The 25,085-nt window shown below is 71.2% G+C and carries 14 protein-coding genes; 6 read left to right on the forward strand and 8 right to left on the reverse strand.

Features of this window, described 5'->3' with window-relative positions; translation table 11 throughout:
* Window positions 1-8: 8 nt before the first annotated feature.
* Window positions 9-1,409: an LCP family protein gene (locus tag AC08OU_RS04580; protein ID WP_476604408.1), complete on the reverse strand. Its 1,401-nt coding sequence runs from the start codon at window positions 1,407-1,409 to the stop codon at window positions 9-11.
* Between the two features lie 509 nt (window positions 1,410-1,918).
* On the opposite strand from AC08OU_RS04580, the gene AC08OU_RS04585 reads away from it, so the two are divergent.
* The gene (locus AC08OU_RS04585) at window positions 1,919-2,995 is read left to right on the forward strand and encodes a glucose-1-phosphate thymidylyltransferase (RefSeq protein ID WP_476595192.1); all 1,077 of its coding nucleotides are present in this window, start codon (window positions 1,919-1,921) and stop codon (window positions 2,993-2,995) included.
* Between the two features lie 72 nt (window positions 2,996-3,067).
* Here the strand turns inward: AC08OU_RS04585 and AC08OU_RS04590 are convergent, their stop codons facing one another.
* Window positions 3,068-4,933 carry a glycosyltransferase family 39 protein gene (locus tag AC08OU_RS04590; protein WP_476601364.1) on the reverse strand — a complete coding sequence of 622 codons (1,866 nt, stop codon included), beginning with the start codon at window positions 4,931-4,933 and terminating at the stop codon, window positions 3,068-3,070.
* 150 nt (window positions 4,934-5,083) lie between these two features.
* Between AC08OU_RS04590 and rfbD the strand changes: the two genes are divergently transcribed.
* The 3 genes from rfbD to AC08OU_RS04605 all read left to right on the forward strand — a co-directional run bounded on the left by rfbD (window position 5,084) and on the right by AC08OU_RS04605 (window position 9,370).
* Window positions 5,084-5,992: a dTDP-4-dehydrorhamnose reductase gene (gene rfbD, locus AC08OU_RS04595; RefSeq protein ID WP_476604409.1), complete on the forward strand. Its 909-nt coding sequence runs from the start codon at window positions 5,084-5,086 to the stop codon at window positions 5,990-5,992.
* 277 nt (window positions 5,993-6,269) lie between these two features.
* Complete coding sequence (locus AC08OU_RS04600) at window positions 6,270-7,859, forward strand: MFS transporter (protein ID WP_476601362.1); 1,590 nt, start codon at window positions 6,270-6,272, stop codon at window positions 7,857-7,859.
* A 98-nt stretch (window positions 7,860-7,957) separates the two neighbouring features.
* Window positions 7,958-9,370, forward strand: coding sequence for a hypothetical protein (locus tag AC08OU_RS04605; RefSeq protein WP_476601361.1), 1,413 nt, complete (start codon window positions 7,958-7,960; stop codon window positions 9,368-9,370).
* A gap of 1,839 nt (window positions 9,371-11,209) precedes the next feature.
* Here the strand turns inward: AC08OU_RS04605 and AC08OU_RS04610 are convergent.
* The 5 genes from AC08OU_RS04610 to AC08OU_RS04630 form a co-directional block, all read right to left on the reverse strand.
* Window positions 11,210-12,460, reverse strand: a complete 1,251-nt coding sequence (locus AC08OU_RS04610; RefSeq protein WP_476604410.1) for a glycosyltransferase family 4 protein — start codon at window positions 12,458-12,460, stop codon at window positions 11,210-11,212.
* A gap of 50 nt (window positions 12,461-12,510) precedes the next feature.
* A complete protein-coding gene (locus tag AC08OU_RS04615) occupies window positions 12,511-14,148 on the reverse strand; it encodes a glycosyltransferase (RefSeq protein ID WP_462186849.1) in 1,638 nt (545 codons plus the stop codon).
* Entirely contained in the window at window positions 14,145-15,563 is a 1,419-nt protein-coding gene (locus AC08OU_RS04620; RefSeq protein WP_476598924.1) for a glycosyltransferase family 2 protein, read from the reverse strand. Before AC08OU_RS04620 ends, AC08OU_RS04615 begins: the two co-directional genes overlap by 4 nt.
* Window positions 15,560-16,822: an ABC transporter ATP-binding protein gene (locus AC08OU_RS04625; RefSeq protein ID WP_476598926.1), complete on the reverse strand. Its 1,263-nt coding sequence runs from the start codon at window positions 16,820-16,822 to the stop codon at window positions 15,560-15,562. The genes AC08OU_RS04620 and AC08OU_RS04625 overlap by 4 nt, the downstream gene beginning before the upstream one ends.
* Before the next feature lie 119 nt (window positions 16,823-16,941).
* Window positions 16,942-17,907 carry an ABC transporter permease gene (locus AC08OU_RS04630; protein ID WP_476598928.1) on the reverse strand — a complete coding sequence of 322 codons (966 nt, stop codon included), beginning with the start codon at window positions 17,905-17,907 and terminating at the stop codon, window positions 16,942-16,944.
* 488 nt (window positions 17,908-18,395) lie between these two features.
* Between AC08OU_RS04630 and AC08OU_RS04635 the strand changes: the two genes are divergently transcribed.
* Together AC08OU_RS04635 and AC08OU_RS04640 are read left to right on the forward strand one after the other, a co-directional pair.
* On the forward strand, window positions 18,396-20,984 hold the full coding sequence (locus tag AC08OU_RS04635) for an HAD family hydrolase (RefSeq protein WP_476598930.1): 2,589 nt from the start codon (window positions 18,396-18,398) through the stop codon (window positions 20,982-20,984).
* On the forward strand, window positions 20,981-22,411 hold the full coding sequence (locus AC08OU_RS04640; protein ID WP_476598932.1) for a class I SAM-dependent methyltransferase: 1,431 nt from the start codon (window positions 20,981-20,983) through the stop codon (window positions 22,409-22,411). The genes AC08OU_RS04635 and AC08OU_RS04640 overlap by 4 nt, the downstream gene beginning before the upstream one ends.
* Here the strand turns inward: AC08OU_RS04640 and AC08OU_RS04645 are convergent.
* Entirely contained in the window at window positions 22,393-24,822 is a 2,430-nt protein-coding gene (locus AC08OU_RS04645) for a WD40 repeat domain-containing serine/threonine protein kinase (RefSeq protein WP_476598934.1), read from the reverse strand. The two genes, AC08OU_RS04640 and AC08OU_RS04645, sit on opposite strands and share 19 nt — an antisense overlap.
* Window positions 24,823-25,085 lie beyond the last annotated feature (263 nt).

Below are 25,085 nucleotides of genomic sequence, written 5' to 3' on the forward strand. Positions count from 1 at the left end.
AACAGGCCCTAGTACGTGCACCCCGAGGTGAGATCCGCGGCCGTCGACGGTGAGGCGGGAGGCGGGTCCGCCGCGGCGGACCCGCCGGTCGCCCCGGCGGCTGTGCCGGTACCACCGGTCGATCCGGCGCCCCCGGCCGCTGGACTCGGGTTCACCCCGTCGTAGGACGTGCCCAGGACGAGGGTGATGTGGCCGGCGGGGACGGAGGCGTCCGCGCGCAACCGGCTGCCGGGCACGTCGGCCTGCACGGCATGGGCGGCGGCCTGTTCGCCCGGGCGATAGCGCACCTGTGTCGTCTCCACCACGCCGGCCTGCCACGTCTGCGGCGGGCCGACCCGGAAACCGGCCTGCCGCAGCTCCCCGGCGGCCGTGGCGGCGAGGCCCCCCACCCCGGCGCCGTTGTAGACGTCGATCAGCACCTGTGCCGGGTCGACCGTCGGGGTCGGGGTAACGGAGGATTCCCGCGTGTCACGGGCCCGCCCGCGCAGCGGAGCGAAGAACTTCTCCAGCGTCTCGGGGTCGTAGAGCTGTACGGAGCCGAACCTCGGCAGCTCCCCCACGGCGTTGCCGCCCTCGGCCGGCGTCGGGGCGTGCACGGGGATCGTCTCGAACCGGATCTGATCGGCGGACATCCCGCGCAGCCGTGTCGCGAGCGCGCGCATGTCGTTCATGCTGGTGCCGTCATCGATGGTGAGCGCCCTGGTCGCGGCCTGAAGCAGGTTCTCCAGCCTGACCGGGTTGGCGAGCACCCCGGTCGTGGTTGCCTGGGTGAAGATGGCGCCGATGAACTGCTGCTGGCGGCGGATGCGATCAAAATCGTTGTCGGGTAGGCCGTGGCGTTGGCGGACGAAGGCGAGTGCCCGCTCTCCGTTGAGATGATTTTTGCCTACCGTGCCCCGCCACTGCGACCACGGATCGTACAGATTGGACTTTCCGCCGTTTGGTAGCGGTTTGACGCAGACGGTGACGCCGCCAATGGCATCGGTCATCTCCTTGAAACCGGCCAGATCGACCGAGACATAGTGGTCGATCTTGATGTCGGTGAGATTCTCGATCGTTCTGATCAGGAGACTGGGCCCGCCGAGGGTGATCGCCGAGTTCAGCTTGCCGAGGCCGTGCCCCGGAATGCGCACGAGGATGTCCCTCGGAAAGGAGACCATCGTCGTGGTCCCGTCCACGTCGAGGTGGGCCAGCATCGTCGTGTCCGACCGTTCGCCGGTCACCGCTCCCTGGCTCTCGTACTCGCCGCCGGTGCCCGCCCTGCTGTCCGATCCGACCAGCAGGAAGTTCCGGGTGCCCTCCGCGGCCTCCGCCGGCCGGTCCCCGCCGAGCCCGAGGCGGATCCGGTTGATCTGGGTGTCAAAATACTCGTAGGCGGTCCAGCCGCCCACCGCGGCAAGGAGTACCACGGCGGCGAGTATTGCTGCGACTACCGTGAGCAGGCGGGATGCCAGAGACCGCTCCCGGCGAGTGTCGTGTTCGCCGTCGCGGTTCTGGTGGTCGTCGCGGTTCTGGTGGTCGTCCCGGGTCGGATACGGGCCTCGATACGCACGGGCAGTAGGATTCAGACGATTTCGTCGCCGCGGGGGCGGGCCCTGGGACCCCGCGGACAGACGCGGCGGCGCGTCGGTCACCGTGTCCCCCTCCCAGGCGGCCCGAGATGTCTCCTGGGTCTGGAACGATCAGATGCGCGGTAAGGTTTCCCGCCGGCTGGCCGCCCCGAACCCTGCGACTACCCAACGTACCCGTATCGGGCGGGGTGTACCTGTCGCCGGCCCGGTGCGCATGGAAATACCTGTTGCACAGGTGGGTGTTCGCGGTGACATGCGGGCAAAGGTGGATCGATCTGCCATGTGATAGGAATCACATTGGCGGTTACTTTCTGTTAGCTCAAAGCGGCACGATAGGGTTTCGGATCATGAAGGCCCTCGTCCTTGCCGGTGGTTCGGGAACCCGTCTGCGGCCAATCACCCACACCTCGGCCAAACAGCTTGTCCCAGTGGCGAACAAGCCGGTGCTTTTCTACGGCTTGGAGGCCATCCGTGACGCCGGTATCACCGATGTCGGGATCATCGTGGGGGAGACGGCCGACGAGATCCAGGCGGCGGTAGGTGACGGCTCGGCATTCGGGATCCAGGTCACCTACATCCGCCAGGACGCGCCGCTCGGATTGGCGCATGCCGTGCTCATCGCCCGCGACTTCCTCGTCGATGAACCGTTTGTCATGTACCTCGGCGACAACCTGATTATCGGTGGGATCTCCAGCCTGGTCGAGGAGTTCCGACGGACCACGCCGGACGCCCTGATCCTGCTGACCAGGGTCGACAACCCCTCCGCCTTCGGTGTCGCCGAGCTCGGTGCGGACCGGAAGATCATTCGACTGGTCGAGAAGCCGCTCGTTCCGCCGAGTGACCTGGCGCTCGTCGGCGTCTACATGTTCGGCACCCCCATCCACGACGCCGTGGGGGCGATCAAACCGTCGGCCCGCGGCGAGCTGGAGATCACCGAGGCGATCCAGTGGCTCGTCGACGGCGGATACGAGGTCGCCTCGCACCTGGTCGAGGGTTACTGGAAGGACACCGGCCGACTCGACGACATGCTCGAGACAAACCGCCACCTCCTCGAGTCGATCGAGCCGGCGATCCGTGGCAGCGTTGACGAGCACAGCACGATCGTCGGCCGTGTGGTGATCGAGGAGGGCGCCTCGCTGGTCCGGTCCACCGTGCGCGGGCCGGCCATCATCGGCCGGGACACCACCCTCGTCGATACCTATGTCGGCCCGTTCACCTCGATCTTTCACTCCTGCACCATCGAACGGACCGAGATCGAGTACTCGATCGTGCTGGAGCGGGCGACGATCCGTGGGATCGGGCGGATCGAGGACTCGTTGATCGGCCGGGATGCCGAGGTCGTCCCCTCCGCGGCCCTGCCCAGGGCGCATCGGCTCATGCTGGGCGACCACTCCCGCGTCTCGGTGGCTACGACGGGGACCTGAGGCCCGCTCGGAGCGGACCTCCCTTGCACATCCGCGACGGACTTCGTGGGGCGGGCGTCGGCCGGTGACCGCCTACGCCCGGACCCGATCCCGGACCCGATCCCGTGACCGCGCCCCCGCCCGCGCGCCCCCGGCTCCGCCCGCCCGCACCGCGACGGCGAGGCAGAGAACGACGAGCACCGCCGACAGCACGAAGACCGTGATCGTGACGCCGACCGGGAACGGCGCCCAGCGGCCGGCCCCCGCGACGACCTCGGGAACGCGAGCCGGGGTGAAGGACACCTGGCGCGGCAACCAGTAGTATGAACAGATCGCCAGCAGCCCCAGACCCTGCATCAGCAGCGCGCTGACCAGCGTGACGGCGGGTGCCAGTCGCTCCCGGCCGCGCAGCGCCGTGCGCAGGCCCAGAGCGAACACCACCCCCAGACCGACCAGTCCCAGGTAGAGATACCGGCCCTGGACGGCAATGCCGCGGGTGTACTGCTGGTACTCCGCCCAGCTGCGCTGCCCGACCATCAGGTAGGCGAAAGCGACCGGGAGCAGCAGTACCGCCGGCCCGGCATCGCTCGCCAGCCGGTCCGGCCGCGCGGCGCGGCGTGGTCCGGCGACCAGCGCGGCCGCGCACAGTCCGACGACCGCCCCGGTCGCCACGACGATGGCGACCGGGGAGAGCTGGGGCGGCTCGAACAGGCCGAGCCCGCCCCAGAAGCGGCTGATCATAGTCCGGAAGAAGTACCAGAACCAGGTGAGAAAGGAGTCCGGAAGCAGCAGTGGTTCCCGCCGCGGCGGGTTCGTCGCCCACCCGTTCGGCTGGACGGCGTCGTACAGGACGTAGTTCCTGATCCACCACCAGCCTCCCAGGGCGAGCCCGAGGCCGACCGCCAGCGTGGCCGGCGTCCATGGCAGGGAGCCAATCGCGCGACGCGACGCGAAAAGTCGGCCGGCCGGATACGCAGACCGCTCCGGTGCATGCCGGCCCGCACGCCGCAGGTGCCACCAGCCGACCAGATAGGCGGCGATGATCACGGCCGGCAGGGCCAGCGCGAACGCCTTGGACAGCAGGGCGATTCCCAACCAGATTCCGGCCCAGGCGGCTGCGCGGCGACGCATGTCGCCGCGCAGCACACCCACGAGGGTGACGGTCAGCCCGCCGGTGGCGAGCATCAGGATGCCGTCATTGTTGAAGGTGGCACCGACCCTGGTGAACCCGGGTACGGCGAGTGGCAGGGCCGCCGCGGCGAGAGCCGATGGTTGATCCAGTCCGAAGCGGCGTGCCGCCAGCCATGCCAGCAGGGGCAGCGGCGCGACCACCAGGATGTTCAACAGACGCAGGACGAAGACCTGCTGGTCATAGGCCCAGTGCTTGGAGCCCGGCAGGGCGTCGAGCAGCCTGGCGCCGACCACGTAGATCAATGGTGGATGCTGCACCATCTGGTTGGAGAGGCGGCCGTCGCCGACGGGGGTAACCCCACCGAGGGCGTCGAACGCCTGGCGCTGGCCGCGTGGCGTCGGATCGATCTCGGCGAAGGACGGGGAGCCCCGCTGTTTCCCACCGGCCTGGAACATGTCCTGGAAGCGGCCGCGGTCGAAGTCGTCAGAGGTCGCGGCTACACCCGTCGAGATGATCTTCTTGCCTGGTGCGGGCCAGCCGACTCCGTGCTGCAGGCCGTAGACCATGTCCACGTGCTGAGCCTCGTCGTATCCCGTCCAGGTCGGATACACGAACGCGTAGCTGAGCAGCAGGCCGAGGTGAACCGCCGTGATGAGGAGCAGTAACACCGGCACGCGCCGCGGACCGGGCATCGACACCGCCTCGGCGGCCTCGCCTCGCGCCTCGGTCGCCGGTTGGGTCCCCGCCGGCCGGGTCCCCGCCGCGGAATCAGGCGCGGGACCGGCGGTGTAGCTACGGTCGATGATCGGCGGTTCTGGGGCGTCCATGGTTGACGCCAGCGTAGACGACCGATGTGAGAGGTTCGGACGAGCTCGGCGTGGGGTAACCGTCGCCTGTCTGTTGCCCTCTTCTCGACACGGGCTGATCCTGGGTGGATCCTGAACCGGGCGGGTCAGGGTGTCTGCGACACTCGGAAGGTGCGTTTTCTCGTGACCGGTGCCGCCGGTCAGCTCGGGGCCGACCTTTGCCGGCTGCTCGAGGCTCGAGCCGCGGAACCGGACTCCGGGGTGTACGGCTGGGCCGGTCTGACCCGGGCGGAGTTCGACATCACCGATTCGGCCCGGGTGCGCGCCGTCCTGCGCGACCAGGCGCGTCCCGCGAAGACCCAGGGTGGGCTGGTCGTCTTCAACACGGCGGCTTGGACAAACGTCGACGCGGCGGAGTCGGACGAGGCTGGCGCCTACGCGGTCAACGCCACGGGGCCGGCGCACCTCGCCGCAGCCTGCGCCGAGGTCGGCGCGACCCTGATCCACATCTCGACTGACTACGTCTTCGACGGGCGGGCCGCCAAGCCCTACGAGGTCGACGATCCTACCGGTCCCGTCTCGGCATACGGCCGGACGAAACTGGCCGGGGAGGAGGCTGTCCGAGGCCTGCTGCCCGATGCCTCGTACGTGGTGCGCACCGCATGGATCTATGGCCGGACCGGCAGCAACTTCGTGAAGACGATCTCGCGACTGGCCCGTGAGCGGGACACGCTGTCCGTTGTGGACGATCAGGTGGGCTCGCCGACCTGGTCGGCCGATCTCGCGTCGGGGCTGATCGAGCTCGCTTCCTCGGCGGCACCGACCGGCGTCTACCACTGCACGAACGCCGGCGAGACCACGTGGTTCGGCTTCGCCCGCGAGATCGTCGCCGCGCTGGGCCAGGACCCGGCCAAGGTGACGCCGACGACGACGGAGGCATTTCCCCGTCCGGCCCGGCGCCCGGCCTACGCGGTGCTCTCCGGGCGGTCGTGGGTGGACGCGGGACTCACTCCTCCGCGGGCCTGGGACGCCGCGCTGTCCGCGACCTTCGTCGCGGCGGGCGACGCGCTGCGCGGCTGATCGTTCTGCCGGGTACCGATCTTTCTGCCGATCGTTGCGCGACCGGCCACCGTCGGCCCACCGCGCCCCCGGCCGCGGGCGGGGGCGGGGGCGTGTCTGACTCTCGCCTGGTTCTCGCCTGCTGTCCGGTCCCCCGCCCGGCCCCGTCTTCCCGATCCGCCCGGCCCTTCGGCGACGGTTCCCGGTGGGCGCCGATCGTGTTGACTGTCACAGTAGAATTTTGCAGGATGAGAATAAGTGCGTATACTACAAAGTTGTAGGGGGGTCCGGGGGAGCGGTGGCGGAGCGCCCTCCCGAGGAGGAGCCGCTGGCGGCGTTGCGGGCGGTCATGCTGGATCGGGCCGCCCTCGTCGCGCCCGATCAGGCCGAGCTGTGGCGCGTCCGGCTTGCGATCATCCGTGCCCATCTGCATCTGACCATGGCCAACGCGGCCAGCTGGAGTTCCTACGAACGCGCTCTCGCCGAGGCGATCGGCCGGCGTTGCGGGCTCGATCCCGATCGTGACCCCCACCCCGTCGTGCTGGTCGCGACGACGTTGGCCGTCGTGCGGACCCTGACCGTGCGGTGGCAGGAGTCCCCGGATGACGCCTCGTTGCCCGACACTCTCGGCCGCGCCTTCGACGCTGTCCAAGGGCTCGATGGCGGCGGGTTGATCATCAGTGTAATAACGATCATCAGTGATCTCGTTCCGCCGCGCGATCGAGGCCGTTACCAGGGGCTGTTCGGCGCGACGTTCGGCGTGTCGTCGGTGGTCGGTCCGCTACTCGGCGGCCTGTTCGTCGATCATCTCTCCTGGCGCTGGGTCTTCTACGTGAACCTGCCGGTGGGCGCGGTCGCCCTGGTGGTGACGGCGTTGGCGCTCCCGGCGACGAGGAACCGCATCAGGCACGTCATCGACTACCTCGGCACCGTGCTCCTGGCCATGGCGACGACCAGCCTCGTGTTGCTGACCAGCCTGGTTGGCACCACCTACGCCTGGGGATCACCGGAGATCATCGGGATGGGCGTCGCGGGAGTTGTGCTCCTCGTCGGGTTCGTGTTCGTCGAACGAGTGGCGGTCGAACCCGTGCTGCCGCTGACCCTGTTCCGGGTCCGGGTGTTCTCGGTGGCCGGCGCGGTCGGCTTCGTCGTCGGCTTCGCGATGTTCGGCGCGATCGTCTTCCTACCGCTGTTCCTCCAGGTGGTGAAGGGAGTCGACCCGACGGACTCCGGCCTGCAGATGCTGCCGGTGATGGGTGGGCTGCTACTCAGCTCGATCATCTCCGGCCGGCTCATCAGCCGGTGGGGCCGTTACAAGATCTTCCCGGTCGTCGGTACCGCGATGATGTCGATCGGCCTGTTCCTGCTGTCGTTCATCAGTCCCGACATCTCTACGCTGCAGCTCACGTTGTCCATGTTCCTTCTCGGGGTCGGGATCGGCGCGGTCCTGCAGGTCCTGGTCATGGCCGTGCAGAACGCTGTCGACTACCGGCAGATGGGCGTGGCCACCTCGGGTGCGACCTTCTTCCGGTTCATCGGCGGGTCGTTCGGTACCGCCGTATTCGGCGCGATCTTCGCGAACCAGCTCAGAGGTAACCTCGCCGAGCGGTTCGCGGGCATCCCGTTGCCACCCGGTCTGTCCGCCTCCGGTTCCAACATCACCCCCCAGGTGCTCCACAGGCTGCCCCCGACGATCCGGGACGGATTCGTCCAGGCGTTCTCGGACGCGATGCAGACCGTCTTCCTGGTGGCGGTGCCGATCGGTCTGTGCGCCTTCGCGCTGGCCTGGTTGCTGCCCGAGATCCGCCTGGGAAACACCGTCGGTGGCGCGCGGCCCGCGGCGCCGGGCTCGGCGGAGTCCGACGAGACCGCGGAGGTCCTCAAGTAGCCGCGATTCCGACCGCGCGTCGGCGCCTGCGCGGGACGCCCCGTCGGCACGCGGTCTTTCTGCTGCTGGTCGCCGCCGGGATCGCTGCCCGGGTCCTGGTGATCGTCACCTACCCGCCCGCGCTGATGTACCTCGGGGATTCGGCGGCCTACCTCGACCAGGCATGGCGGGACATCTGGCCGGGCGACTGGCGGCCGTCGGGCTACCCGATGTTCCTGCGGATCCTCGACGGGCAGGCCCACCTGACGCGGGTCGTCGTCGTCCAGCACCTGCTCACGCTGGGCGCGGTGGTGGCGCTCTATGCGGTGGCGTTGCGGGTTGCTCGCCGGCCGTGGCTCGCTGCCCTCGCCGCCACCCCCGCCTTGCTCTCCCCGTGGGTGCTGGACCTCGGCCAGTTCGTCCTCGCCGACAGCCTGTTCGGGGTTCTCGTCTCGGTCGGCGTGGCGCTGCTCGCGTTACCGGGACGCCCTCGGCCCGTTGCCTGCGCCGCCGCCGGCCTGCTGCTCGGAGCCTGCCTGTGCGTGCGGACGGTGGGCTACGGCCCGCTGGCGGTCGGCCTGGTCGTCCTGCTCGGCACCGTGCTGGCCGACCGGCGGCGCGCGACTTCCCGGGCCGGGTCGGTTGCCGCTCCTCGGGCGGCCCGACCCGTCCTCGCCTTCGCGCTGGCCGCCGCCGCGCCGATCCTGGCCTACTCTGGGTGGAGCGCCTCGGCGGGAGGGGGCTTCGCCGTTTCCGCGCACTCCGGGTTCTTCCTGTACGGGCGGGTGGCGCCGTTCGCGGATTGTTCCGCGCTGTCGCGAGCGGACCTGCGCACCCTGTGCGACCCACGGCCGGTCGACCAGCGCGGTTCGCCGGTTCGCTACCTGTGGCCGGCCGACTCCCCTCTGCGCCAGGGGCACCGGCACATCCCACCGGGACGGGAGGACCTCGCGGCCGAGTTCGCGGGCGAGGTCGTGCGTGACCAGCCGTGGATGCTGGTGACGACGTCGGCCCGGTACCTCGTCGGCTATCTCTCCCCGGTCCGGCATGAGACGACGAAGACCTCGCGGGCGGACACCTGGGAACTGCCGTCCAGCGTGACCAACGTGCTGACCCCGGACGATCCGCATGCCGACGACGGCTATTTCGTCGCGACCGAGGTGCACAACCCCGCGGCGGGCTGGCTGGCCGTCTACTCCCGCCTGGCCTACGCTCCGATGCCGCTCGTCGGCCTGGGCCTGCTGGCGGGTCTCGCGGCAGTACTGCTCGAGGCCGTTCGCCGGGTGCGCAGGAGCGGGGTGACGGCAGCGTGGCCGGGGGTCGGGCGGCTGTTCTGGCTGGCCGCCGGGGCCGGCCTGTCGACCCTTGTGCTGTCCGCGCTGACCTCCGGATTCGACTACCGCTACCTCGCCGCGGTCATCGGGCCGATCGGATCGGCCGCGATCCTGGGCGTGGCCGGATTCGTTGCCGCGCTCCAAACCCGGACCGCCGGAGAGCGCCGGCCGCCGGATAACGGACCGCCGGACAGCTGACGCCAAGCGGACGATACCGTCGTATCCGCCAAACGATCGTCGCTGATGTTCGACGGGCTGACCGGCGTTGTGGCGTGGTAGTCGGGGCGACACCGCCCGGCCGATGCTGAGAGGGTTGCCGACGTGCCTGGCGGGGATGCGTGGCAGGCGGTCGAAACCTCCACGCAGGTGCCTGGGACCGGTGCGGCGCCGGAGGCCTGGCGGGTGTCGGAGGTCCGGCGGGTGTCGGATCCGGGGCGGCGCTGGCTTGTGACCGGGGTGGTCGCGGCCGGCATGGTTTTCTCCGCGCTCGGCGTGCTCGTCGCCGCGGTCGTGCCTCCCTTCACCTCGGCCGACGAGGCACAGCACACCGCCTACGCGTTCGTCGTCGCTGACGGCTCGTTGCCCGTGCTCGACTCGCCCGTGCACTCCCGCATCCCGAGCATGCCGGGACTGCCCGCCGACTGCGTGGTGTCGCCGCAGCAGGCGCGGGCCGCGGTGGCCTCCCACGTCGATCGGCTCTGCGGGGCGCGCCTCGGCCGACCACTGACGAATGTCGACCTCACCTACACCGCGAACCATCCACCGCTGTTCTACGCGGTCGAGGCCGTCCCGCTCCGGACGGGCGTCGCGCTGGATCATCCGCTGGCCGGTTTCCGGGCCGCCCGCCTTCTCAACGTGGCGTTCGGGATCATCGCGGTGATCGCGACCGCGGCGCTGGTCCGCGGTGTGCTGCCGGGGCGGCCCGGTGTCGCCGTCGGCGCGGCGGCGATCGTCGGCGTGGTCGGCATGTTCGTCCTCATCTCCGGCCAGGTCTACAACGACACCCTGGCGGTGGCGACCATTACCGGCCTGCTCGCGGTGGCCGTCGCGATCATCCGCCGGGGACCGGGGCCGCGGACCCTGGCGGCGCTGGCGGTGCTCGGCCCGGCCGCGGCGGCGAGTCGGGCCAGTGGCGCGTTGGCCGTCGCGGTGGTCGTCCCGGCTCTCGGTGCCGCCGTCTCGATGCGGACGTCCGGTGGCCGGCTGCGGCGAGCCGGGCGTGGCCTAACGGCCGCGGTCACGCTCGTCGCGCTGACTTTCGCCGCGACCGGCTGGTTCTACCTGCGTAACGTGCGCCGGTACGGCGATCCCACCGCCTCGGGCCGGGTCGCCGAGATGTTCCCGATCCGCGATGGGCGGACGTCGGCCTGGCAGGTATTACGTGACAGCGACTTCTGGTGGCACGCCTACCGCGGGTTCTTCGGACGTCCCGTCCTGCTGACCGGTCACGCCCGGACGATCGCCGTCGGGGTCGCGGTCGTGACCGGCGCGGGCCTGGTGGCGGCGGGGGTTCGGGTCCTGGGCGCCCGGCTGCGGACCGCTGCACGCCCGGCCGCCCGGATCGCGGGTACCACCGAGGCCCGGCCGGTGGACGACGGGGTGGACGACGGGCACTCCGAGGCGGATCCGCCGGGAGGCCGGCTGGCCGGCAGCGTCGTCATCGGCCTTCTGCTCACCCTGCACTGCCTGCTCGTCGTCGCCACCCTGGTGGGATACGTCGCCGTCGGAGGCGCGCCGTTCACCCGGTACCTGCTGCCGATGCTGCCGATCCTCGCCTTCGTCGTCGCGGCCTGCTGCGGGTCGTTGCCGCTGGGCCGCCGCGGCCTGCCGACGGTCGCGGTCGTCGCCGCGCTGGCGGCGCTCACCGTGGTCATGCTCATCCGTGACCTGGCATTCAAGCGGCCCGCGCTCGCCCCGCTGGCGAACCTGGACCGGCTGCGGGCCGCCTGGGACCAGACGGCCCCGGGCCCGCCCGACCTCGGGCTGTCGTGCCTGGCGGGATGGGCCGTTCTCGGCGGTGTCCTGCTCGTTGTCGCGTTATGGAAGCTCGGTGACCCGGCGGTAGACGGCCGCGGTGAGCTGCGCGGTGCGCCGCCAGGTGAACGTGCGGGCGTGCGCCCGGCCGGCGTCGGTGTCGCCGGGGGAGTCGAGCAGCTCCAGGATCGCCTCGGCGAGGTCGTCGGCGAACGAGTCGCGGTCGGTCTGCCGAACGAGCCGCACCGGACTGCTGGGCCGGGTGATGGCCCGTCCGGGGGCCTGGCCAGGGGTCCGGCCGGCGGGGGCGGCGACGTCGACGAGAGCGGCGGTGACCTCCCGCACGGTCGGGATGTCGGCGGCGACCACCGGAGTCCCGGCGGCGAGCGCCTCCAGGGGGGGTAGACCGAAGCCCTCGTACCGGGACGGGAAGCACAGCACGCTCGCTCCGGCGACGGTCGTCCGCAGCGCCTCGCTGTCGAGGTAACCGGCGGCGACGACGGCGTCGGACGGCAGGTTCGCCAGGTCCAGCGCCGGTCCCCACCCCGGAGGCCCGACGAGCACCAACGGCGGAGCGTCGATTTTCGCCGCGTGCAGTCGGCGGACCGCCTCCAGCAGCGCCGGGAGGTTCTTGCGGGGCTCCACCGAACCGACGAACAGCAGGTACCGCTCGGGCAGGCCACGGGCCCTGCGCCAGGCGAGGCTCGGCTTCGCCGTGGTGAACCAGGCGTCGTCGACGCCGAGCGGCGTCGGGGTCACCAGTGCGGGGTCGAGCCGGTAGGCCGTCACCACCTCGTCGGCCACCGCGCGGCTGGGCGTCAGCACGGCGGACGCCCGGCGCAGGCCGCGGGGGACCAGATCGCTGTAGCGGGCGGACGCCCCCGTCACCGTGTCCGGGGTACGCAGGTAGGACAGGTCATGGATGGTCAGCACACCGCGGGCCCGGCGCAGGGGTGGAAGGACGAAGTTCGTCGCGTGCATGACGTCGGCGGGGCCGGTGAGCCACTCGACGGGCGGGTACTCCGAGCGGGCCCAGGCGTCCTGCAACAGCCGGGCCGGTGCCCGCCGGGCCGCCGTTCGCACCCCGGCCGGCAGCGCGCCCGGGAGCTCGCCCAACCCGCGCCAGGTGAACGCCGTCGCCGCGAGTTCCCACCCGGCCTCGGCTTCCCACCCGGCCCCGGCTTCCCACCCGGCCCCGGCTTCCCACCCGGGCTCGGTGGCGAGCCGGGCGAGCCCGGTCAGCAGATGCTCGGTGTAATGGCCGACCCCGGTGCGTTGCCCGAGCAACGGCGTGCCGTCCAGCATGACCCTCATGCCGGGATCACCCCCTCCTTTCCGGGAGTGCCACGCCACACCGCGCCGCTTCACCGCTCGTACAGCCCGTGCCGGGTGGCGATCTCCCGCCACTGCCGCGCGAACGCCGCATCGGAGAAGGTCTGGGCGCGTTCGATCGCCGCGGCGGCGAGCCGACCGCGCAGACCGTCCTCGGCGGCGAGCCGGCGAGTGAAGGAGGCAACCTGCTCCGAGCCGGTCCATCGGTAGCCGTCGACCCCGTGCCGGACGATTTCTCGCTGGCCGGCCCGGTCGATGACGACGGGAACGCAGCCCCCGGCCATCGCCTCGACGGTGGTCATCCCGAAGTGCTCCGCCGTCCAGGGACGCCGGTCGTCGTCCTCGCCGTACCCGGTGGCCGACCAGAACACCGAGCTGGTCGAGAGCAGCCGTTCGACCTCGGCGCGCGGGGCGTTGGGATGGATCTGCACCGGCAGCCCCGCGCCGGCCGCCCGGACCTGCTCCAGGTAGGGCAGTTGAGAGTCCTCACAGCCGCCGACGACGTGCATCGTCCAGTCGGGCAGGTCGCCCGCGCGGTACAGGTCGCCGAACCACTGCACCATCTCCAGCTGTCGCTTGGCGTGGCCGAGGCCGGGGGCGAAGAACCGGCCGACGGTGACGACGGCCTTCTCCCGCCGCGGCGCCGGATGCAGCCGTTCCACCTGGATGGGGGGGAACAGCAGGTCGGCGTCGCGCTTCCACAACCGGCGGATCCAGCCGCGGGTGAACCGCGAGTTGGCCATGACCACGTTGTAGCCGTCGAGGTAGCCGAGGTCGGCCGGGTCCCGCAGCAGCCAGGGGAAACGCAGCGGGAGCCGGGCGATCGGCCCCTCGCCACCGTCGGTGACCCGGGGCCGGCTCACCGCCACGCCGAGTTCGCGCACGTCCGCCGCGCCCGGCGAGAACGCGTCACTGACCAGGGTGAGCTCGGTACCGTTCGCCGACGGCGGCAGCGATACCTCGAACGGGGTGAAGTCGGTGCCGATCTGCAGCTTGGCCAGCACGCTGCCGTCGGCGTCGAGGAGGCGCAAGGCCGTGCCGACGGGCGCGCCGGGCCGGCCGATATCGGCGCGCAGGGTGCGCCGCTCGCCCGGGCTGACAGCGAGGATGCCCGCCCCGTTCGTCCAGGTCCACTGCCGGCGGCGGCCGCCCTCCGGCGGGTACCAGCCCTGGCCGAAGCTCACCGCCGGGCGAACCCCGCGCAGCAGCGGCCCGGCCGTGCGGACCGCGGCCTTACGCCAGGCCGCCATGTCGTGGTCGAACGGCGTCGGGAAGAAGCACAGGTACGCCGAGTGGCGGGCCTTCGGCATGATCCGGCTCATGTACGAACCGTTCACGAACAGGTCGTAGCGCCCGGAGAGGACGGCGATGGCCTCCTCGCCCCGGTCCGGCAACCGCACGTACCGGCAGCCGGCGAGATCCAGCCCGAGATGCTCGCCGAGCGCCGCGAGGTCGACCTCGGAGTGCCCGAGGAGGTCGACCGCGGCGCCCTCGGCGGCCAGTACCTGGGCGATCATGCCGTTGTGGCGTTCCCCGCCGCCCATGGAGTGCCAGAACCGGTTGTAGACCGCCGCCCGCACCCCGCCGGCCGGTCGGTCGCCCTCGGCCGGTGCGTCGCCGGCCGGTTGGTCGTTCTCGGCCGGTTGGCCGGCTCTCGCGGGATCGTTCATCGGGACACCAGCCAGCTTTGCAGGCTCGCCCGCCGTTGCGCGGCGCTGCGCCCGATCTCGCGCCGGGCCCGCAGCATGTCGGGCAGCAGCCGCAGGTAGGAGCCGTACACTCGCAGCCGCAGCAGGGTCGGTCGGATCGCGGGTCGGCTGCGCGCGCGCTGTGCCTGGCGCAGCGTGCGCACCGCGATCGAGACCGTGGTCAGCGGGTAGCGGATCACGGCGGCCAGCGCCATCGGCGCGGTCGCGTCCTTGGTGAGCATCAGCAGCCGGTTGCGGTCGGTGTGGAAGATGAACAGCGGTGACCATTCGACGCTCGACGCCGAGTGGATGTGACGCAGCACCGCCCCCGGGACGTAGCGGATGCCGTACCCGCGGGCCCGGATCCGCCAGGACAGGTCGGTGTCCTCGTAGTAGAGGAAGAACGCGTCGTCGAACCAGCCGAGCTCGTGGCCGAGCGGCGAGCGGATCGCCATCCCGTTCCCGCAGGCGGTGAACACGTCCTCCGGCTGGTCGAACTGGCCGGCGTCGACCTGCTGGTAACCGCGGTCGGCACCGTAACCGTCGGTCAGGACGATGCCGCCGACGTTGTTGATGACGTCCACCCGCGGCGCCTCACCGCCGACGGTCAGCGACACCGTCGTCGACTCGGGGCCCACCGCGAGGTCCGCCCGCCCTCCGGCCGACGTGCCCGTCGGGCCGTCCCAGCTCAGGGTGACCTGTTTGCGCGATTCCGCCGCCCAGGTGAACCCGAGGGTGACCGGGCCGCCGTCGGGGATCGGCACGCACAGTTCGCCGTCCCCTCGGGTCCAGAAGTACGGCGAGCCGCTCGGTCCCTCGGCACCGTAGGTGAGTTTCTCCCAGAGCACCTCGCGCAGCGCCTCGCGCCCGTTCACCGTCACCGAGGACACCCGCACTCCCAGCTCGCGGGAGTCGTGCGGACCCGGGACGAAGGTCGGCGTGTGCAGCCTGATCCGCAGGAACCGGGGGAGGAAGACGACCTTGCCGGTGGTGGCGCCGAGATGCCGGCCGCCGGGCTCGTCGAACGGCGCCAGCAGCGCGGCGAGCCAGGTGGGCTCGGGGATCGCGTCGTTGTTCACCAGGACCGCGAAGGGCGTCGTGACCTGGCGCAGCGCCAGGTTGTTGCCGCCGGCGAAACCGAGGTTGCGCTCCGCGGGCACCACGCGTACCCAGGGGTATCGCTCGGCGAGCAGCTCCCGTGAGCCGTCGGACGAGGCGTTGTCGACTACCCAGGTTTGGTAGGCGAAATCCGCCTCCTGCTTGGCGATGCCGTCCAGGCAGGCCGGGAGGAGATGTGCGCCGTTCCAGTTGACGATCATGATGGTCGCCAGCGGCTCGGCGGTCTTCGACTCGGCGGCCGATCCCGCCGCCGGCCGGGTCGGGCGTTCCTCGCTCATCCGCGCAACCTCGCATCGTAGTCGACCTTGAGCAGTCCGTCCGCCTGCGCACCACCGACGCCGAACAGCTCCTCGAACCGGCGGGTGGTGACCGGGGCGCCGGTGGCGGCGTCCGAGACGTGCACCTTCACCGCGAAGGCGCCGAGCAGTTCGGGCAGGCGTGGTACCGAGAAGTCGACGATGTGGCGGCCCGGCCCGATGGCGAGCCCGCCGGGTGGCGTCTCCATCATCCAGATCGGTACCTCGCTCTGGCCGACGATGTAGGTGTGCAGGTACACGTGCTCGGGGGCACCCTCGGTGACGTCGAACTCGACGCTGACGGTGAGGGACTCGCCGGGGCCGTACTGCACGGTGGGCAGTCCGCCCGGCTTGTGGCTGAAGGTGACCGACTCCGGCCTGACCGTGGCGTACTGGTAGGAGACCGGTTCCCCCGCGGGCAGGCTGCCCAGCTTCTGCCGCAGCAGTTTGGTACCCACGGCCGGCGGGCCGTCGAAGAACAGCGACCCGGACTCCAGGACCAGGATGCGATCGCACATGTTCTCGATGAGGTCGAGGGAGTGCGTCACGAACAGGATCGTGCGGCCCTGCGCCCGGAATTCGGCGATCTTGGCCAGGCACTTGCGCTGGAACGCCTCGTCCCCGACGGCCAGGACCTCGTCGACGAGCAGCACGTCCGGGTCGACGTGCACGGCGACGGCGAAGCCGAGGCGGACGTACTGGCCCGACGAGTAGTGCTTGACATCATCGTCGATCTTGTGGCGCAGCTCGGAGAAGTCGACGATGGAGTCGAAGAGCTGATCGATCTCCCGTTTGGACAGCCCGAGCAGGGACGCGTTGAGGTAGACGTTGTCCCGGCCGGAAAGCTCGCCGTTGAACCCGGCACCGAGTTCGAGCAGCGAGGCGATCCGACCGTGCACCGCGACCCGTCCGTCCGTCGGGCGCAGGATCCCGGTGAGCACCTTGAGCAGCGTCGACTTGCCCGAGCCGTTCGCACCGGCGAGACCGACCGTCTGGCCTCGCCCGATCGTCACGTCGATGTCGCGCAGTGCCCAGAAGTCGTCCCCGGCGGGGCCGCCCCGACGGACGAACCGTTCCTTCAGACTGGTCGCCCGGTTGTGGTAGGAGACGAATTTCTTGCTCACTCCGGCGGCCTCGATCACCACGGGCGCCTCGCGCGCCGGGCCGGGTGGCGTGGCGGCCTCCCTGCCCTCGGGCGGGGCGGCGGGGCTCGGCGGGTACGCGGACGAGTGTCGGGCCACTACTGCTACTCCTTGCTGGCCGCCTGCGGACGTCCCATCATGATCGCACCGCGGTCGGCGTGCTGGCTCCCGGGGCCTTCGGCGGGCGACGAGGACAGGGCCGGTCCGCCACGGGCCGACTACAGATCCTCGGCGAAGTCCGCCTGCAGGGCGCGGAACACGTGCAGCCCCAGCCACAGCAGGACGAGGGAGATCACTCCGGCGACGGCGAGATGTTCCAGGTAGAACGTGTATCCCGGGTTCGCCAGGATGGGGGCGGAACCCGTCGAGTTACCCGGGGGTGGATCGTAGATCGCCCGCTGGAACGTGATGACCACGACGGCCATCGGGTTGAGCAGGTACACCCAGGTCAGGTCGGCCAACCTGTTCTGGATGAGGCCGAAGGCGTACACCATGGGATTCAGCCAGAACCAGGCGAGCAGCGCCACGTCGAGCAGATGGGCGGTGTCGCGGTAACGCACGTTGAGCGCGCTGACCAGCAGGGACAGCGCCACGGTGAAGGTGAGGGCGACGGCTCCGGCCGGGACGAGCAGCAGCAGCTCGGGGCCGAGCAGGCTGTAGCCGAGCGCGAAGATCACCACGAACAGGACCAGCAGCTGCAGCAGGAAGTGCACCGCGGCGAAGCCGACCGCCGACAGGGGGAGCACGGCGAGGGGAAAGCGGACTTTCTTGACGAGGTTCGCGTTCGCCACGACGCTGCCGCAGGACGCGGACACGCTGCCCGAGAAGGCGTTCCAGACGAGCAGCCCGGACATCAGGTAAATACCGAAGCGGGGGATTCCTGATTTCAGCACGATCTGGAACACGAAGGTATACACGACGAGAAGGAGCATCGGATTCGCCAGTGACCAGGCGAATCCCAGCGTCGATCCCTTGTATTTGATCTTGAGATCCTTGCGGATGAGATTGCGCAGCAGTTCCCAGCGCACCCTCGTCTGGGCCCGGCTGCGACGGGCCAGCCGACTCGAGTCCAGCGCGTGATGGTGCTCCGGCCCGGGCGGCCCGGGCGGACCGGTCTCCGGCTCCGGGGCGGACGGAGCCATCGGCGCCCCCGCCGGCAGCGCGGCGTCAGCCAGATGTGACACGGCCCGCCCTCCCCGTCTCCCGAATGCGCGGGTACCGCTCGCCGCCATGGCGCGACTGGAGCTGCACCTGTCCGCTCCTCCTCGACACTTCGGCTCGACACTCCGGGGACCTGAACACTACCGAGACCGAGGCGTCCCTGGTTCGTCCCACGTCCAAGCGGGTTCCGCGACCCGGCCGGCCGTCTTTTCCGGCTACCGAGAGTATCGCCCTGCTTGTGGATGAATAATCAATGGTGTATAGGGTCGAACTGGCCCGCTTCTCGTCAGAATCGGACGGTACCGTGCCATCGCCGGGCGGGCGACGCCACCCACTCCGGTGGCCGACGGCCAGAGCACGGTTCATAGTATTGATCCGTCCATCTGGCTTCGGCCGGCCGAGGCCGCGCGGGAGAATCCCGACGCACGCCGGCCGTCGTGGCTGACCCGGCGGAGGCGGCCGTAACCGGCCGCATGGAGCGGTCGTAACCGGCCGCACGGAGAGGACGGTCGTGTTCACCGACGTCCGGCTACGCGAAGTGTGGTCGCACCTGGAGTCGGGCGGGGCACAGGCCCTGACTCTGGATGTCTTCGACACCCTCCTGTGGCGCATGGTGCCAGAGCCCGCCCATGCCTTCGTGCTGTTGGGCCGGCGGCTCGCGGACGCGGGCCACCTGCCCGCCAGCGTCTCCCCGGGCGAGTTCGCCCGGCTGCGGGTCCACGCCGAGCAGCTGGCCCGCCTGCACGCCAGGGCCACCCGCGGTACCCATGAGGTGCGGCTGGACGAGATCTGGCAGCTGCTGCTGCCGGCGCTGCCCGGTGCCCCCGGCGTCCAGGACCTCCTGGACGCCGAGGTCGCGGTCGAACGCGAGCTCTGCCGCGCCGACCTCGCCGTGGTGGAGCTCGCCGAGCTCGCCATGACGAAGCTCGGCCTGCCGGTCTACCTGCTGTCCGACACGTACTTCTCGGCCGGCCAGCTCGAACGGCTGCTGAACCGGCCGGAGCTGGCCGGCGTGCCCTTCACCCACATCTTCACCTCCTCCGACGCGGGGACGTCGAAGAGCGACGGGCTGTTCCAGCACATGCTCGCCGCGTCGAACCTGCAGCCGTCCCGGGTCGTGCACCTTGGCGACCACCCCGTCGCCGACGTCGAGGGCGCCCGCGAGCACGGGCTTGTCGCCATCCATTACCCGAAGTACTCCGGGGCGCTGGAGCAGACCCTCGAGCTCGAGGGTCTGCGTAAGGCGCCGAGCGACGACCTCCCGATCGACCCGGTGGACGGCGACTACGGGATGACCGCGTTGCGGGCCCGATCACTGCACCGTGCCGACGCCCTCGCGGTCCCCGCGGGGCTGCGCCGGTACTGGGAGGCCGGCGCGACGGTCTTCGGGCCGGTCTTCACCGGTTTCGCGGAGTGGGCCGTGGAACGGGCCCGTGACTTCGGCGCCGACCACATCCACTGCCTGATGCGGGAGGGTGACTTCCTTTCCCGCCTGCTCGTCGGTCCCGGCGAGGATGTCGGGGTCACCATTTCGACGCTGTGGGCGTCGCGGCAGGTGTGCGCGCTGGCCAACGTCTTCGAGGGCAACCCCGAGGAGCTCAGGAGCTTCCTGGTCCGTCGGCACGCGCCGAGTGTGGGGCAGCTGCTGCGCCAGCTCGGGGTCCGGCTGGAGAACGTCGCCGGCATCTCGGCGCTGGCCGACCGCCGCCTCGACGTGCCCGGCCTGCTCGACGACACCCTCGAGGCGCTCTGTTCCGATGAGCGGATCCGCAGCGAGATCGTGCTGACCGCGTCCCGCCTGCGTGAGCGTTACGTGCGCTACCTCGACAGCCAGCTACCCGAGAGCGGCCGGGTCGTCTTCCTCGACCTGGGCTGGGGCGGGACCATCCAGGCGCTGCTCACCCGGCTGCTCGCCTCCACCGGCCGCGGGCTGGACATCCTCGGCCTGTACCTGGCTACGAACCAGGCGGCGATGACGCACCGGTTGGCCGGTCTGGAGCTGGAGGGATATCTTGCGACAAGCGGTCAGCCCGAGACCCTGGCGAACCAGCTCATGCGTAGCCCCGAGGTACTCGAGCAGCTCTGCATGCCCGACGTCGGGTCACTGGTCTCCTTCGACGAGATGGGTAATCCGGTGCTCAGCATCGACCGGACCTCGCGGACGCAGGTCGCCCAGCGAGCCGCCGTCCAGGACGGCGTCCTGGCCTTCCAGCGGGAATGGCTGCGTTACCGGCGCTCGGAGACCCCGATGCCGTCGCTGGCCTGCGCCGGGGCGCGCCAGGCGGGGCTGCGGACGCTGACCCGCTTCGTCGCCCGGCCGACCGCGGTGGAGGCCGCGGCCTTCGGTGCCTGGGCGCACGACGACAACTTCGGCTCCGACGCCACCGAGGGCCTGCTGCCGCCGGAGCTGGTCCGCCGGATGCCGTACCTCACCCCGGCCGACATCGACCGGATCTCCATGCGTGAGCTCTACTGGCCCGCCGGGGTGGCCGGGGTCGCGAACCGGCCGCTGGCGGTGATCAGCGGGCTGGCCGCCGCCGCGGGCATCCCGCCGGAGGAGGTCTCGCCCGAGGCCGCCGCGGGGCCCGTGGAGGTCTACATCGACACGGGCGGGGACTTCGTCAATGGTCCGAAGGAGACGGCGGTCACCCGGTCGGCCCGCGACGGCCTGTCGATCGTCCGGCTCAGCCTGGAGGCGGTCGGGGCACGCCGGATCCGCATCGACCCGGCGGGTCGGCGCGGTCTGCTCCGCCTGGACTGGCTGACGCTGTCCTTTCATATCAACAACACCCCAGAGCCGGACAAGATAACCATCACCTCGCTGGACGATCCCGCCCAGCGGCTCGCACTCCTCGGCGGCCGGCTGCTCCAGCCGAACCTGGTGGAGATCACCGGGGACGACCCACAGTTCGTCTACACGATCGACCTCGCCACGCAGCCGCAGCTCGCCGGGGTCTACGCCCTCGACGTCGAGCTGGCGTTCGGCTGGATGGGCATCCGGGGTGATCCGCTGGCTCTGCCCGCGGCGGAGCCCGCCCGCGACGGTCTGCCGCTGCGGGCGGCCCGCAAGATCCGGCGCGAGCTCGGGGGACCGCGGTGACGGACCGCCCGGACTCAGAGCGCAGCGAGGTTCGGGACAGTTTCGCCGAGCTCGCCGCCGTCGCCGCCGGAATGGACGCCGGAACGGACCTCGAGGCCCGACCGGGCACCGGACCAGGCACGGCGCTCACCCGGCAGGGCGATCACGCCGTCGAGGTCGGGGACGCCGCCGAACCCACGCTGGCGCCCCTGCTCCTGCACTCCCTGTCCGATCTGCGCGAGATCTGGGTGCCGCTGCTGGAGGCGTCCGGGGCGCGCAGCATCGCGGAGATCGGTTCCGAGAGCGGAGTCACCACCTCGCTCCTCGTCGACCTGCTGCGCCGTGGCGGTGGCGGGCGGTTAGTGGTCATCGATCCCGAGCCCGGGGTGTCGCCGGCCTCCGGCGGGGGCCTCGACGTGCACGTGATCCGGGGGCACAGCCCGCAGGCGCTCGACGGCCACGCGCCGACCGACGCCTACCTCATCGACGGGGACCACAACTACGCCACCGTGCACGGCGAGCTCACCGAGATCGACCGCGCGGTCACCTTGTTCGGCCGGTCCTACTTTCCCTTGGTGATCCTGCACGACGTCGGCTGGCCGGCCGGCCGACGCGACCAGTACTACAACCCCGACCGCATTCCCGAGGACGCCCGGCAGCCGCACTCGTGGGACGTCGGTGTCGAGATCGACAACAGGGAGACGGTTCCCGGGGGATTTCGGGGCATGGGAGCCTTCGCCTGGGCGCTGACCGAGGGCGGTCCGCGTAACGGGGTGCGCACGGCCGTCGAGGACTTCGTCGCCGACCACCCCGACCTGCGTTTCTTCACCGTGGCACCGATCTTCGGGTTGGGCGTGGTGATCGACCGGCGGGCTCCCTGGGCGCGTCGCGTCGCCGACCTGCTCACTCCGTGGATGTCCAACCGGTTACTTTCCCGCCTGGAACGCAACCGCATCGACCTCTACCTGCACGTCCTGCGGTTGCAGGACACCGCGGCCGCGGTCGCCCGGGCGCGGCAGCGGGAGTGGGCGCGCCTGGACGACGAGCGCAGCCGGCTCGCGGCGATCGAGCTTGAGCACCTGCACCGCATCGCCCAGCTCGAGCAGGAGGTCGCCGAGCTCCGCCGGCACGGGCAGGAACGCGAGGAGCGGTGGGCCCAGAGCCACTGGGCGGCCGTGGACGTCGACGAGCCCAAGCTGATGCAGGTCGCGCGGATCGCGAACTCGGTGCTGCGGTCCCGGCTGAGCACCACCGGACAGGACCGCCTGGCGAGGGTGCAGACGCGGATCGCCGAGAGCGGTGTCGCGGGTCGTGGCGCCCTGCCCGCTCTGCGGCGCCGCTCGGCCGCCCCGGCGCCACCCCCGCCGGCAGCGCCGCCGGGCACGCGGCGACCGCCGTGGGACCGGACCTCGGACCGGACCTCGGGTGGTCAGCAGACCGGTTGGTAGGGCACGTCCGAGATGTGGCGCTGCCATTCGGCATCGGTGATCTGCTTCGACGGGTCGGCGCACGCGGCGGCGATCAGGTCGGCGTCACCGATCCGGCTGATGCGCACGGTGTAGTCGTCGCTTGCCGTGGCGATGCCCTGGCTGTCCGGTGTCCACGCCAGGGCCTGGACCCAGTCCCCGTGCCCGGTGATGGTGCCGATCGCCGGCGGCCGGCCCGGTTCGGTGACATCCCACAGGTGCACCGTGGTGTCCCAGCCCGCGGTGGCCAGGGTCCTGCCGTCCGGGCTGAACGCCACGTCGAACACCCATTTCTCGTCGGCAGGGAAGGAGGCGGTGGCCGCCGGCCGGGACGGGTTGGTGATGTCCCAGATTCGGGCCGTACCGTCATAGGCGCCCGTGGCGAGGCGCCGGCCGTCCGGGCTGAAGGCGACCGCCCACACGTAGTCGGTGTGCGCGGTGATGGCCGTGAGCGGTCGCGGCCGGCGCGGATCGGTGACGTCCCACAGCCGGGCCGTCCGGTCGGCGCTGGCGGTCGCCAACAGGTGACCGTTCGGGCTGAACGCGACCTCGTTCACCCAACTGGTGTGGCGGTCGAGCACGGACAGTTGACTGGGGCGGCGCGGATCGGTGACGTCCCACAGCCGGGCCGTGTTGTCATAGCCCGAGGTGGCGAGTACCTTCCCGTCCGGGCTGAACGCGGCGTCGAGCACCCAGCCGTTGTGCCCGAGGATGACGGAGAGTTCGACGGGGCGGCGCGGATCGCTGAGGTTCCACAGGATCACCGACCGGTCGTAGCTGACCGTGGCGAGCAGCCGTCCGTCCGGGCTGAACGCCGCGTCGAGCGTCCACGAGGTGTGCCTGGCCAGGGTGGCGAGCTTCACCGGATGGGAACGCGCGGAGATGTCCCACAGCTGGACGAGGTTGTCGGCACCGGTCGAGGCCAGCAGGCGCCCGTCCCGGCTGATGTCCATACCGAGCGCCGACTGCGTGTGCCCGTCGAGCACCGTCGCCGTCGCGGCGGCGAAGGAGGTGCGCAGCCCGGCGCGGGCCTCCCACACCGGGCTGATGCGGTAGGCCGCCAGGGACAGCCGGGCGGCCAGGTCCGCATCAGAGTTGCGGACGGCCTCGGCGGCCAGAGCGACGCGAGCGGCCGTCTCCTCCCGGCTCGGCCGCCGGTCACTGCCGGTGGTGAGCGCGAATGGCATGAGGGCCGCGATGAGCAGGACCGCGAGGACCGGGGCGGCCAGCAGCACGACGCGGCGCCAGTTCCACCGGCCGCGGTCCCGTGCCGACGGGTCGACGGGCGGCCCGGCGCCGACCGGCTCGCCCGAGGCAGACCCGCCCGGATCAGGGTCGACGGGCGTGAAGCCCCGGTTCGCCCTGCCTCCGGTCGCCGCTAGCCCGGTGGGTTCGTCCCCGGTCTCGTCACGACCCGCGCCGGGCGGTCCCTCCAACTCGGCCTCGGTGGGCGGATCCGATCTCTGTCCGGGCGCGGAGCGGTCCGGGTCGGTCCGTTGCGGGGGCGCGGGCATCGATGCCCCGGCACGGATGACGCGGGTCACCTCCGGGTCGGGATGCGTGGTCGGGCCCATTCCGACCAGACGAAGGAACAGTTCCTGGGCACTCGGCCGGGTGGCCGGGTCCTTGCGCATGGCCTCTTCGACGATCGGCCGCAGGGCTGGAGCGAGACCGTCGAGCAGTGGTTCGCGGTGTACGACGCGGTAGAGCTGCACCGGCGTCGGCCCGTCCCCGAAGGGGAAGGAGCCGGTGCCCGCATAGGTCACCAGGCCACCCCATGCGAAGACGTCCGCCGCCGCCGTCACCGGCTCGCCGTTGGCCTGCTCCGGGGCCATGAACGCCGGTGTACCGATCCGCTGGATCTCCTGGCTGAGCATCGTCGGGGCGTCCAGCGCCCGGGCGATGCCGAAGTCGATGACGCGGGGGCCCAAGGCTGAGAGCAGCACGTTGGACGGCTTGAGATCACGGTGTACGAGGCCGGCGCCGTGGATGGCGGTCAGCGCCGCGGCCACGCTGACCGCGACGCGCTCCAGGTCGGCCGACCGCAGTGGGCCGGCCGCGGCCACCGTCTGGGCGAGGGTGAGGCCGTCGATGTACTCGGTGATGAGGTAGGGCCGCCCGCCCGGCGGATCGACGACATCGAGTACCTCGGCGGTGCAGAAGCGGGCGACCCGGCGCGCGATGTCGGCCTCCCGGCGGAACCTGGCCCGGAACTCGGGCACCCGGGCCAGGTCAGGTCGAATGACCTTGACCGCGACGAGCCGGCCGGCGTACTCGGCGACGTCCGGCCTGCCCCGCCCGAGGAAGACGGTCCCCATCCCGCCCTCCCCGAGGCGCCCCAGCAGTGTGAACTGGCCCAGTTCGGTCGGGTCGCTGCTGTCGAGGGGCTCCATGGGCGGTGCCGTCAGACCGCTGCCGCCCACCGGGTCGAAGTCCGGCGCCGAGGGTGTCCCCCGTCCCGACCGAGCGACGGGCCCGGAGGGCGTCTCGGGCCCCAGGGGGTTCGCCCCGGAGGCGGGGCCGGGTGGAGCGGGCGATGCGGACGGGGGCGCCACCGTCCGCGCGCTGCCCGTCTCCCGCTTGCGGCGCAAGACCCCTCCCGAACCGAGATGGTTGACATCGCGGATCCTATGCGCCTCCGAATCACCATCCGAGG

Source organism: Frankia sp. CcMO1 (assembly GCF_977945845.1).